Below are 13,246 nucleotides of genomic sequence, written 5' to 3'. Positions count from 1 at the left end.
AACTTTGGAAAAGATAATCAAGAAGGTCTTGGCGAAGTGACAGTTGATGAAATCAAACAACATATTGCTGATAATCAATTTGCGAAGGGAAGTATGCTTCCTAAAGTTGAGGCAGCTCTTCAATTCCTTGAAAAAAGTAAAAACGGTAGCGTGTTAATTACGTCTCTAGAAGGCTTAGGAGATGCGCTCGACGGTAAAATTGGCACATTGATTAAAAATTAAAATAACCTAAAATCATTAATTGCTATACACAAAAGCGTCTTAGAATAATTCTAGACGCTTTTGTTCTTTATATATGGAGAAAATGTGTTATAAAGTCGCAAATATTAGAAAAGATGAGCCCCCTTGTTAACAAGCATAGTTAGCAAGGGGACTTGTGAGATAAATATTAAGATTCTAAATCATCGTCGGTTTGAGCTTTAAATTCATCGAGTAATGCGCGTGCTTCGTCAATTGATTCCGTACTCATTAATTGATGGCGTAGTTCGCTCGCACCTCTAATGCCACGTACATAGATTTTGAAGAATCTACGTAAACTTTTGAATTGGCGTGTTTCATCTTTAGAATATTTGTTAAATAATGATAGATGTAATCTTAATAAATCTAATAATTCTTTACTTGTATGTTCGCGTGGTTCTTTTTCAAAAGCAAAGGGATTATGGAAGATACCTCTGCCAATCATGACACCATCGATGCCAAATTTATTGGCAAGCTCGAGACCTGTTTGTCTATCAGGAATATCGCCATTAATAGTTAATAATGTGTCTGGCGCAATTTCGTCGCGTAAATTTTTAATAGCTTCAATTAATTCCCAGTGAGCATCTACTTTACTCATTTCTTTGCGTGTACGAAGGTGGATAGATAAGTTTGCGATGTCTTGTTCGAAGACATGTTTTAACCATTCTTTCCACTCGTCAATTTCATAATAACCGAGACGAGTTTTAACACTAACTGGTAGTCCACCTGCTTTAGTTGCTTGAATAATTTCAGCTGCTCTTTCAGGTCGTAGAATCAGTCCAGAGCCTTTACCTTTACCAGCAACATTAGCCACAGGGCATCCCATATTTAAATCAATACCTTTAAATCCCATTTCTGCTAAACCTATACTCATCTCTCTGAAATGATCCGGCTTATCACCCCATATATGAGCGACCATAGGCTGTTCATCTTCACTAAACGTTAAGCGTCCGCGCACACTGTGTATACCTTCAGGATGACAGAAACTCTCAGTATTTGTAAATTCAGTGAAAAACACATCAGGTCTAGCTGCTTCACTAACCACATGACGAAAGACGATATCTGTAACGTCTTCCATAGGTGCTAAAATAAAAAATGGACGTGGCAATTCACTCCAAAAATTTTCTTTCATAATATATTTAAACCTTCTTCTTTATTAGTATCACGAATTTTTATGCATAATGATATTACCACAAAGGAAGAGCTTAGACAAAAGGAATTTAACTAGTTACAGGTTTGAAAAGAGGGATGTCTAACAGGAGTCTAAAATATTCAGAGATTTTTTAAATAGTATAGTAAAACCATTAATAATTATATATGAAAAGAAATAATTGATTGAAAAGATTATTTCAAGTAATTATTATTTTTTAAATTTTGACTACATAACCCACCAAAAATGGTGGGAATTAGAATGACTCTTTGGTATAATTATTCATCAAGGAGTGGACTTTATGAAATTGTTAGAAACTTATTTAGCGAAAAATAATACTAATATGAACCAAATGCATCTTATTTCAGGTTTACCAGAAACAACGGTTAGAAATTTAAATAAAAAAGCATTAGAAAAATGAACTGTAAAGCAAATAGATGCAGTTTCAAAAACAGTAAATAAAAGTCGTGAAATAGTAATTTTAGAACTTGAAAAATTAAATTCAGAAATTATTAAACCGTTTGGACGATATGACTTGCAGCAACGTAGATACATCGGAAATAAGACTAAAATTCTTAAATGGATAAGAGGATTAGTTGATGAATACGTAAAAGGAGATTCTTTTTTTGATGTATTTGCTGGAACAGGAGTAGTAACTAAAGAATTTGTAAATGATTTTAATCATTTTATTATAAATGACTTTTTATATTCAAATAATGTTATATATAAAGCATTTTTTGGTACTCAAAAATATGATATTAAAAAGTTGCTTAATTTGAAACAAGTATATAATGAAATAACAAATAGAGATTATGATGATACTTATTTAGAAGATAACTATGGTGGTAAATTTTTTAGTAACTATGATGCAATGAAAATTGGAGAAATTCGAGAAAGAATTGAAAGAAATAAAGAAATTAACGAACGTGAAAAGTCGATTTTGATAGCTTCCCTTTTATATTCTTTAGATAATATAGCGAATACTGTCGGTCATTATGATGCTTATAGAAAATCAAATAATAATAACTTAGTAGATAGATTTAAATTTGAATTAATCAATCCACTAAACGAAAGTGAAAAAAGTTTTTCTATTTTTAGAAAAGATTCTAACCAATTGGTTAGAGAAATTAAGGCAGATGTCGCTTTTATAGATCCGCCATATAATTCACGTCAATATAGTCGTTTTTACCATGTTCTTGAAACTATAGTAAAGTGGGATAAGCCTGCTTTGAGTGGCGTAGCTATGAAACCTCCAAGTGAGAATATGAGCGATTATTCTAAAGTTTCTGCTCCAAAAATGTTTGATGATTTAATTAGTCATCTTAATGTGAAATATATTATTGTTACGTATAATAATACATATAAACCTAAATCATCAAGTTCCAAAAATAAAATCACGCATGAACAAATTATAGAGAGTTTAATGAAAGTAGGTCACACTAGACAATTTGAACATTCATATAAATTTTTTAATACTGGTAAAACTGATTTAAAAGATCATAAAGAATTTGTATTTATAACTGAGGTAGGTGTATTTAATGACAATATTAATGAAGGAAAACTTGAAGAAAAATAACCCCCGTAAACCTATCCGAAGCCCTCTATTTTATGTAGGAGATAAATATAAATTAATGCCTCAGTTGTTAGAGGTTTTTCCAAATAATATTAATAATTACTATGATGTCTTCGGCGGCGGTGGCTCTGCTTCAATTAATGTAGAGGCCAAACACTTTCATTTAAATGATATCGATAAAAAAGTTATAGAGTTGCACCATTTTTTACAAGAAAAATCTGCAAATATCGAAAATTTCATTTTTGAAATGCAATTATTAATTAATTATTATGGATTGAGCCATAGCGAGTTTGGAAAAAATCCTGTAATAGAGGAATTAAAAAAGGTTCATAAGAAGACATATTTTTCAAAGTATAATAAAAGTGGTTATTTAGAATTACGTTCAGATTATAACTCTAACCAAAAGCGTACTGATTTACTTTATTTATTACTAGTATATGGTTTTAATCATATGATTCGTTTTAATAAAAAAGGCGAATTCAACCTGCCTGTGGAGAATTTAGATTGGAATTCTAATGTATCATTGGCTTTAAATGAATATGCAAAATGGTCTATAAAAAATGATATTACACTTTCAAATTTAGACTTTGAAAAAGTATTAGAAAAGAAATTTAAAGAAGATGATTTTATCTATCTTGACCCACCTTATTTAATTTCTTCAAGTGAATATAATAAAGTTTGGGGTGAAGAAAACGAAAAACGGTTATATAGAATATTAGACCAATTGAATGAAAAAGGTGTCCAATGGGGGTTGTCAAATATGGTAAAAGATCATCATGGGAACCATAATCATATACTTGAGGAATGGATGGATAAATATCGAGTTTATAAAATTAAATCAAATTATATAAGTCGTTTTAACAATTCAATTAAAGATACTCATGATATCTATGTAACAAACATATATCAATTAAAGTAATGATGTTACTTTATAAAATTAAATCTTATTAAAATTATTTTTTAATTAAAATAAATTAGGGGAGGGCACTTTAATGTCTAAATAACAACAACTTCTAAGAAAGCCAATTTCATTTGACACAACAATTAGAAACCCAGAACGATTACCATACTTTTTAAGTATACTAAAATTATATGAAGGGCAGGTTTTAACTTATGAATTAGCCTTAGAAATAGAAGCGCAAATAATTATTAAAAAAGTTTACCAACCAACTAGAGCAACTCTTGGAAAATATAGGAAAGAATATGGTGGGAAATTTAAATTTAAAGCTAAAGATCAATCGCCTGAAGCAGAAAAAAAGTAAGTGATTATTTTGAAGAATGGAAAAAATCTAATAATGACGAATTTCCTTTGGAAAAAATGTTATATTTACTTGAAAATACCATACAAGAATATCGACAAGATTCTTCTATGCCAGGGGGGTGGATCTCAAGGTTTTATACTCAATTTTCATTTGCGAACGAATTAGGATTCGTTCATACAGAGTTTAATCAAAAAATAGAGTTTTCAGAAAATGGAAATTTAATGATACGCTCATTTGATAGTGGAAGAGTATTACCTGACTATAATGATTCTTATGAAACAAGCGCATTTTTAATTGCATTTTCTAAGTATCAAATAAATAATCCCTATCGTAGTAATACTGTTAAGGTGAACTTTTTTACCCTAGTACTAAAACTTATTCAATATCTAAATGAAAAATATAACAGACCTGGAATACATCGAGAAGACATAACTTTTATAATCGCTTGGGGAGATAATGACTATATAGCTTTAGCAGAATACATATATAAGTTCCGTGAAAAATTCGGATATAAAGCTTCAGAAGAAACAATATATGAGTACGCGATGAACCTTATAGATGAAAATACTACTAATGAACTCAGACCTGCCACTAATGACTTTATAAAGAAAAAAAGAAGCATTATAAGTTTGATAAATTAACGGGTGAGACTCGAGATGAAGTTGTTAGAAAGTTAAGAATGACAAGACTTGTAGCATTACGGGGAGCAGGCAGATTTATTGATATTGATTCAATGAATAAGGATAAAGTTGATTATATTTTAAAATGCTATTTTGAAAATAAAGATTTTAATATGATGAATTCTAAAAAATATTTAGATTATATGGGAGAAATAGATAACAATCTCATATATTCATCTGAAATTATTGAAACAAAATTTATGTCAACAGTAAAACAAAAAGCATTATATGAATGGTCAGAAAAATCATGGGATTTTCTTTATGAAGAACTTATTAAATCATCAAAAGGAAGCTCAACCAATAATTTGGTTCTAAAAGAAATTCAAGCGCCTGCACGTTTTGAATTTTTAGTTTCAATTGTTTTGCAAAAAGCGTTGAAAAAAGCAGAAATTCGTCCTAATTATATTGTTGATGATGAGGGAATTCCTTATTCTACTGCGGGAGGCCAAAAAGAAGGAAGTGTTGGAACTGATATCGATATTTTTGAAAATAATGTTCATGCTTTAGCAGAGCCAACTATCTCTTATGCGCGCTCATTTCAAGTTGAACATGAAATACCATCAATACAAGAACATATTTTGAGTACGAATGAAATAGATTTTAAGGATCTAGAGAATGAACATATTAATGATTGGTTCGGATTGTTTATAGCGCCAAAAATTGTATCAGCAGTAGGAAATCGGATTGATATAGTTAAACAAGAGTCAGGCGCAGAAATTTTTGCATGGGAAGCTGAAGACTTTGGAAATTTTTCCAAAACAGCCAATTCTATTAATGATTACAAATTGACTCGTTCTTATGCTAAAGGTCGTTTTATGAAAAAAAGATAGTTAATTAATGAAATTATTTAAGTATTGAGAATAGGTCTATTTTTAGCCATGTTTTGGGATGCTATTTAATAATTACTATAATTTAACTAAGCTAAAATTGATACTTTAACTCTTTATATTCTTCTAAATTTATTTAGAACTTAAGTATTTAAATGAACTTTGAGAATCACCGATGTTGATTATTTACAATTTATCTTATAGATATTCTTTAAGGTTATTGATACGAAAGTTTTATGCATAGTATTTTAATTTGAAAGCTGTCTACATAAAGCCAAAATATGAATTATAATTTTGAACAGTGTGAAAAAATAGTATTATAATAAAGCGAAGAAAATAAACATTTATTATCTATAGGCCGTCAACCTATACAATAGAATTATGTTAATAAGTACTAAAAAGCCCCGTTAAACTAGTGTGAATAGTTTCGGGGCTTTGCTTAATTAAAAATATAGATAGAATTCGTGGAAAAATTTTTATGTGATGAGAATTATATCAATATTTGGTAGTTCTTTAATATAAGTGAAAACAATTAATTGTGATAAGTATAATGAGAAAAAATAAGGGAATAATAAAACTAAATATTAACAAAAAGGATTGTTGTGTTATGAAAAAAATATTTATTTCCTATGCTTGGGATGAAGTAGAAGATGTGAAAGTTGTTGAAATAGCAAGAATGTTAGAAGAATATATAGAGTTGGATGTGACTTTTGATAAATGGGATATAAATAAGGGGCAAGAACTACCATTATTTATGGAGAAAGGGATACAACAGTCAGATTTTGTTCTAATAATTTGTAGTAAGCGTTATAAAGAAAATACTGACAAAAGATTAGGAGGCAGTGGCTACGAAGCAAGGTTAATGTCAGAAGAGATTTTTAGAAACGTTGATAGAGACAGATTTTTACCAATATTATTGAATGAAAAAGATAAAAATTATATCCCTAATTTTCTAAAGGGCAAACTTTGGACAGCTTTATACTACGAAAAAGAATCTAAAGAATACAACAATGAAATTAATGACTTATTAGCAACTATAGTTGGCCATAGTAATAAAACAAAAATAAAAAATAAAAGTGTTTATGATCGTTTAACCAATTTAAGTAAAATCGAAGAAATTGATGATGAAATAAAAATTTTAGGAATAAAGCAAGAAGAGGTAACACTACCAAAATTAGATGGTACAAGAGGTTCAGCTTTATATAGTATTCCGTTTTTACTAAATAAAAAACCAAGTAAAGAATGGTGTGATATTTTCATATATAAATGGAATCATCCACGTAGAGCTACTCTAATGCATCGATTTGGAAAGGTTAAAGTTATAGAAGATAAAATAATTTTAGACGGTACTACAATTGAAGAAGTGAAAAATTATCATCGTGATGTTTTAATAATGTGCGTTGAGGATACGAATAAGGAATATAAAAAATTTATAGAGACAAAATTAAAAAAACAACAAATTGAAAAAGAAAAAATTAAGAATTTTGAAGTCTCATTAAAGCAAAACATAGAAGATATTAAATTTTGAATTATAAGAGGTATTATTAATATTATATTTCGTAAAAAAATGGACCAATAGTTATTTATTAGTCCATTTTTTAGAGTGAGATAATAATTCTTACTAAGCGCTAATTAGTATTACTTTTAGTATTTCAAATAGCTACTTAAGTTATTAACTTTAAGCTTTATTTTCACTATTACATTTTTTAATCAAATTGACTGTAGCATTTTCGATTGCATTTTTGCAGGTTTTATTATTTTTTGAGGTTCATAAAATGAAGGATTCTCTTCTAAAGTAGTTCTTAAAGTACTTGCCCATGCTTTTTTGATTTCAGTATTAAAGTTTATTTTTGAGTGCCCTAGTTGAATAGCATGTTTTAAATCAGTATCTGAAATACCAGTAGCCCCATGTAGCGCTAACGGTTGATGAAGAGTATTATTGATTTGTTCCATTAGTTCAAAATTTAAATTGGGCTTACCTTTATATTCACCGTGTGCAGAACCTAAAGCGGGTGCGAGAACATCGATATTTGCTTTTTTAGTAATTGTAATACAGTCATCGATACTTGCGTATTTAATAGTGTCTTCAATTCCATCCTCTTTACCCCCAACACCACCAACTTCTCCTTCAACTGAAACTTTGTTTTTGTGTGCATACGCAACTACTTTAGATGTTTCTTTAACATTCTCAATAATATCTAGTTTAGAGCCATCAAACATTACTGAATCATAACCTGCATCAATAGCTTTAACACAGTTTTCGGTAGAAGTACTATGATCTAAGTGAATTTTAATAGGGATATCAACTTTCATTGCACAAATTTTACTTCTAATTGTCTGACAAACAAATTCATAGCCTCCTAGTAAATCAATCAGGTTGTCTGAGGTTGCAATAATAATAGGTGAATTCATTTTATTAGCTGCGTTTATTATTGGCTCAATCCAAGTTATCTCATTTAAGTTAATTTGAGGAATAGCGTATCCATTATCCCTTGCATTATTCAGTAGTTCATTATAATTCACAAGAGCACCTCCTTGCTAAATAACCATATTTACAATTAATATTAATCCAAGACCAATTACTGATAGTGCAGATTCTAACAAGGTCCAAGTTAAAAATGTTTCTTTAATTGTTAGTCCATAATATTCTTTAAACATCCAAAAACCTGCATCATTTACGTGAGAACAGAAAATACTTCCAGCACCAATAGCTAAAACAACTAGTGAAATATTTATATCTACTGATTGTAATAATGGCAATACAATACCTACTGATGAAATTGCTGCAACAGTTGTAGAACCTAATGCTACACGTAATATAGCAGCTGCTAACCATGCCAAGAAAATCGGTGCCATTTCTGTTCCATGGAGCATATTAGAAATTGTATCTCCAACTCCTCCATCTATTAAAATTTGTTTGAAAGTACCTCCGCCGCCAATAATGAGTAGTAACATTGCAATAGGTGTAATAGCTTTTGTTACTGTATCCATAATCTCATTCATTTTTTGTTTTCTTCTAATACCCATAGTATAAATTGCAAATAACACAGCAATTAACATTGCAGTGGAAGAAGAACCTATGAAATATATAAAACCTTCAAATCCTGATGCCTTACCATCTTCATGACCAGTTATCAACTGAACGATTGTAGAAAGTAGCATTAAAATAACAGGACTTAGTGCAGTTAATAAACTAATACCAAAATTAGGTTGTTCTTCAAGAGGTAATGAATTTGTTTCATCAATATCATCTCTTTTACCCATTTTAGAAAACGCAGTCGGTGCTAATTTTTGTGCAATTTTAGGGAATAGACCGCCGACAATAATAGCTAACGGAATACCAATAATAATGCCATACATTAGTACGTGGCCAATATTAGCATGTACAGCTTGCGAAATAGCAACAGCTCCTGGATGCGGGGGTAAGAAACCATGTGTGATAGCAATAGATGTTGCCATCGGTAGTCCTACTTTTAGGTTTGAAACTTTTAATTTTTTAGCTAGTGTAAATACAAGTGGTATGAGTAAGACAAAGGCTACTTCTAAAAAGAGTGAAATACCAATAACAAATGAAGCGATTAACATTGCCCATGTGACATGTTTTTCTCCAAATTTTTCAATTAATTTCTCAGCAATTTTTGTAGCTCCACCACCGTCTGACAGTAGTTTGCCTAATATAGAACCTAAACCAAAGATAATTGCGATATGACCTAACGTATCTCCCATACCTTTTTCAATTGTTTGTACAATCTTATCTAACGGCATACCTAATATAATACCTGTTATCATTGAAGTAATAATAAGTGCAATAAAGGTATTTAATTTAAGTAGCATTATTAAAATTAATAAAATTACAACCCCGATGACAACGGCAATTAATGGCCAAATTTCTCCCATAATTATAACTCACTTCGTATTGGTTAACTGTTTAATTTATAGACTTCCATTAATGTATCAACTTCGCCTACATTTCCTGGAAAAATAACATAAGGCATATTATTGTATTTTGCTTCTTCACCTGTTAACCAAACTGGTACGCCTTTAGTTATTTGCCCAATGACTTCCGCTTTTTTTATGCCCAAACCTTTGGTTGCTACATCACTAGAAGTGATTCCACCTTTAGCAATAATAAAGCTTGGTCGTATAGATAACTGTTTAACTATACTAACTAAGCTATTAGATATATTTGTTGATATACTTAAATTATTGGTTAAATCCTCTGTTTTAATTACATCACGAGATGTGTATATAACGACATCTTTTCCGTTAACAATAAAATCCTCAACTTCCTTAGTTAATTTTTCGATATAATTTTGTAAATTAGGCTGAGTAACTTCTTTTACATCAAATTCAATTGAATCTATGTCAGTATTTTCTAACAAATAACTGAGTTGAGACGATGATTTTTTAACGTGAGATCCTACAATAATAATTCCGCCATTACTATTTTTCTTATAATGTTTTAAATTGATGATTTCACCAGGTGTTTCACATATGGACTTTACAAATGAGGCTGCAGTTCTGAAAATAAATTTTTTATCGTGATAATTAAGGTATTCAACTAAGCAAGCTGTAAAGTAATCCATATCTTCATCATTTAATGCATCTACTACTACAGCATCTAAGTTGTTCAAAAATTCAAAAGTAGAAAAGATTTGTTCTTTTTTTCTATTTCTAATTTGGTTTAAAGTAATGTGATAAACGTTTTCAGATTTTATTTCACCTTGGCTTTTTTCTTCTATAAAATCAGACATGGATGTTGAACTAAATCCAAAAGTAGTATCATTAGCAAATTCGCTTTCTGATACGGGGATATATTGATTGTCTTCTTTTAAATAATGGATGCCATCATATGTGTAACGGTTACCTTCAAAGAATTCAGGTAAATAAAAAATTGCATTAAAAGGATTTGTTGTGGCTTCATTTAATATTTTTGGTTCTAAATAAAAATGGCCACGTAAGGTAGAATCTCCTCGGCTAATAATTAAGTAAGGTTTATTTAATTTTAATGATACATTTTCAATGTTTTTACTTAATTCTCGATGTAATTGCGTTGTTTCTATTTCATTCAATGCACGTGAGTTTGTTAATATATAAAACATATTGTTTGGTTGTTCAAATGCATCAGTTAAGAGCGCTTCATCCCAATCAGTATATACAGGCAAATCTTTTACTGTTTGAGTTCCTGTAGGATCATCGTCTAGAACTACAATTTTATAATCTAGATTTTCTAACCCTTTATTAAATGTATCTTTTATACGTTGGTTTATTACTTCTTCATTTAACATCTATTCATCACCTACATATTATTGAGTCTTTCAAAGTATTTTATAATACCAGCTTGGTCATTTAATCCATTACCTTGATTAACTTCGGATTTGAAAATTTCTTTTACTTGGTTTACAAGAGGTAGTGTTAAACCAATTGTATCTATAGTAGACGTAACGTTTTTTAAATCTTTCAAATTAATATTAAGCGTACCTCCAGCTTTATAATCTTCTTCAATTATTTTAGGGAATTTTGCTTCCATAGCAGCTGAACCTGCTAACCCATGTCTAATTGCTTCGAACATATCATTTAAATTAATATCAAATTTTTTAGCTAATAATATCCCTTCTGATAATGCTGCAATGTTTGTATTTACAATAATTTGATTTGCTAATTTAACTACACTTCCAGAACCAACATCTCCAACTCTTATTACTGATGCAGATACAGGTTGTAATATTTCTTTTAATTTGGGAAGAATATCAGAATCACAACCAACCATTACTGATAATTCACCCGTAATTGCTAATGGCTCACCACCACTTACTGGGGCATCGATGTATTTAATAGACTTTTCTTCTAGTACTTTACTAATTTCAAGAGATTCATTTGGTGTGAGAGAACTAGTATCAATAACGTACTTAATATTAATTTCATTCTTATTGAGAATTGAATCTTTGCCACTATATAAAACAGATTTAACAATTGCGCCATTTGGTAAAGATAAAAATAGATAGTCAGCTCTTTTTGCTATTTCATCTATGGAAACTATTTGTGCACCTTCGTTAGCTAGCTCAATTTCTGCATCTTTATTAACATCATTAACTAATACTGTCTTATTTGATTTTAGTAAGTTTTTAACCATAGGTTTTCCCATAATACCTAATCCAATAAACCCTATTTGCATGTTTACTCCCCTATGTAAACGTTTACTTAGTAGTGTATACTAAAATGATTAAAATGTATACATTTTAATGTTAAAAATTTTATAGTAGTATATAGTCAAGGAGCTGAGTCTATTGATACGCGACGGTTTGACTGTATATCAACAAATTAGAAATGACATTATTTCGAATGAATTGAAACAAAATGAAAAATTGACAGAAGCTAAATTGGCTAAAAAATACAATGTTAGTAGAACTCCTATTAGAGAAGCAATTAAACAATTAGAAATTGAATACTTCATTAGAGATGGATATGTTTTTATTCCTACGAGCGAAGAATATAGAGATATATTTGAAATGAGAATTTTATTAGAAACTCATGCTTTAAGTAAAGCTTGTACCGTTTATACAAAAGAGGATTTATTAGAATTAAAAAGTTATACTGAAATTGATATTAACCAAGAAGATGAAGAGACGATTATTGCAACAAACGATTTATTTCATCAAAAAATAATAAAAGCTACTAATAATCAGTTTATTTTAGAAACTTATCAAAAATTAAAAAGTTATATTTATTTATTTAGTAAAACAGTCATTGATAAAAGAAGACCTGGTTTGATTGAAGAACATAAAGAAATTGTAGAAGCGATGATTGACCATGATAATAAACAAGCAATACATTTATTAGAAGAGCATTTAAAAAAAGATTTAGAATTTAGCTTGTATTATTTAATTAATAATACAAGTAAATGACAAACGAGAGCTAATTATATAATTTAGTAAACAATTTGAATGAGCTTTAAAGATTGCCAATAAGATTTATTTACAATTATCCAATAGAGGCTCTTTCTTTTTATTGACATAAAACTTTCATTCATTAGTATTTTAACTTGAAAATTTTATTCGGTAAGTCTAAAAATCAATTTCAGAATAAAAATTAAGGTTTGTTTCCACAATACGCAGAGACAAACCTTTTAATATATCTATTATTTTTTAATATAACCTAGGTTACCATTAACTGTTTCGTAAAAAATCGAACTGCATTCCTGATTTAATTACAGAGCCGTTTAAATGTTTATCGAGTACGGTTAAGGCTAATTTTCCTTTTGGAAGTTTATTTGTATTGAATCGAACTGTGTATTCTCCAGATTTGAAAAGATTCTTATTAATTTCTATAACTTTATAGTTTGTTGGGTCTTTTCTGCTCTTAATTTCAAGGTACTTTAAATCTGAATTTTTGGAGAAGAATTTTAAGTAGATATTTCCATCTTTTTCAAATATCTTTTGTAATATTACATGCATTCTCTTTTTATATTTATTTTCGTTATATACATAATAATATTTATCATTTGAAATATGTAGTGG

At 29.3% G+C, this 13,246-nt stretch carries 11 protein-coding genes and 2 pseudogenes; 7 read left to right on the top strand and 6 right to left on the bottom strand.

What is annotated here, in order from left to right:
* Window positions 1–222: pseudogene (locus tag CD147_RS10840) on the top strand (carbamate kinase); the annotation flags it as partial.
* A gap of 166 nt (window positions 223–388) precedes the next feature.
* Here the strand turns inward: CD147_RS10840 and CD147_RS10835 are convergent.
* Entirely contained in the window at window positions 389–1,369 is a 981-nt protein-coding gene (locus tag CD147_RS10835; protein ID WP_103167480.1) for a tRNA dihydrouridine synthase, read from the bottom strand.
* A 553-nt stretch (window positions 1,370–1,922) separates the two neighbouring features.
* On the opposite strand from CD147_RS10835, the gene CD147_RS10830 reads away from it, so the two are divergent.
* The 5 genes from CD147_RS10830 to CD147_RS12380 all read left to right on the top strand — a co-directional run bounded on the left by CD147_RS10830 (window position 1,923) and on the right by CD147_RS12380 (window position 7,257).
* The gene (locus CD147_RS10830; RefSeq protein WP_233643237.1) at window positions 1,923–2,963 is read left to right on the top strand and encodes a DNA adenine methylase; all 1,041 of its coding nucleotides are present in this window, start codon (window positions 1,923–1,925) and stop codon (window positions 2,961–2,963) included.
* On the top strand, window positions 2,926–3,879 hold the full coding sequence (locus tag CD147_RS10825; RefSeq protein WP_233649243.1) for a DNA adenine methylase: 954 nt from the start codon (window positions 2,926–2,928) through the stop codon (window positions 3,877–3,879). The genes CD147_RS10830 and CD147_RS10825 overlap by 38 nt, the downstream gene beginning before the upstream one ends.
* A 390-nt stretch (window positions 3,880–4,269) precedes the next feature.
* Window positions 4,270–4,863, top strand: coding sequence for a hypothetical protein (locus CD147_RS12235; RefSeq protein ID WP_206185156.1), 594 nt, complete (start codon window positions 4,270–4,272; stop codon window positions 4,861–4,863).
* Window positions 4,864–4,901: 38 nt separating this feature from the next.
* On the top strand, window positions 4,902–5,732 hold the full coding sequence (locus CD147_RS12230) for an AlwI family type II restriction endonuclease (protein ID WP_206185155.1): 831 nt from the start codon (window positions 4,902–4,904) through the stop codon (window positions 5,730–5,732).
* Between the two features lie 604 nt (window positions 5,733–6,336).
* On the top strand, window positions 6,337–7,257 hold the full coding sequence (locus tag CD147_RS12380) for an SEFIR domain-containing protein (RefSeq protein WP_233649242.1): 921 nt from the start codon (window positions 6,337–6,339) through the stop codon (window positions 7,255–7,257).
* Between the two features lie 182 nt (window positions 7,258–7,439).
* Here the strand turns inward: CD147_RS12380 and CD147_RS10805 are convergent, their stop codons facing one another.
* From CD147_RS10805 to CD147_RS10790, 4 genes are read right to left on the bottom strand one after another with little or no spacing between them, the layout of a single operon-like run.
* Window positions 7,440–8,252 (bottom strand): ketose-bisphosphate aldolase, encoded by an 813-nt coding sequence (locus CD147_RS10805; protein WP_103167478.1) that lies wholly within the window; start codon window positions 8,250–8,252, stop codon window positions 7,440–7,442.
* Between the two features lie 15 nt (window positions 8,253–8,267).
* Window positions 8,268–9,629, bottom strand: a complete 1,362-nt coding sequence (locus tag CD147_RS10800; protein WP_103167477.1) for a gluconate:H+ symporter — start codon at window positions 9,627–9,629, stop codon at window positions 8,268–8,270.
* Window positions 9,630–9,649: 20 nt separating this feature from the next.
* Window positions 9,650–11,017: a four-carbon acid sugar kinase family protein gene (locus tag CD147_RS10795; protein ID WP_103167476.1), complete on the bottom strand. Its 1,368-nt coding sequence runs from the start codon at window positions 11,015–11,017 to the stop codon at window positions 9,650–9,652.
* Window positions 11,018–11,028: 11 nt separating this feature from the next.
* Window positions 11,029–11,904 (bottom strand): NAD(P)-binding domain-containing protein, encoded by an 876-nt coding sequence (locus tag CD147_RS10790; protein ID WP_103167475.1) that lies wholly within the window; start codon window positions 11,902–11,904, stop codon window positions 11,029–11,031.
* A gap of 112 nt (window positions 11,905–12,016) precedes the next feature.
* On the opposite strand from CD147_RS10790, the gene CD147_RS10785 reads away from it, so the two are divergent.
* Window positions 12,017–12,634, top strand: a complete 618-nt coding sequence (locus CD147_RS10785; protein ID WP_103167474.1) for a GntR family transcriptional regulator — start codon at window positions 12,017–12,019, stop codon at window positions 12,632–12,634.
* Between the two features lie 261 nt (window positions 12,635–12,895).
* Here CD147_RS10785 and CD147_RS10780 read toward each other — a convergent pair.
* Window positions 12,896–13,246: pseudogene (locus CD147_RS10780) on the bottom strand (glycosyltransferase family 2 protein); the annotation flags it as partial.

Source organism: Staphylococcus devriesei, from assembly GCF_002902625.1.
Classification (GTDB): domain Bacteria; phylum Bacillota; class Bacilli; order Staphylococcales; family Staphylococcaceae; genus Staphylococcus; species Staphylococcus devriesei.
The sequence above is the reverse complement of the archived record's forward strand: the minus strand, read 5'-3'. Positions and strand labels throughout refer to the sequence as shown.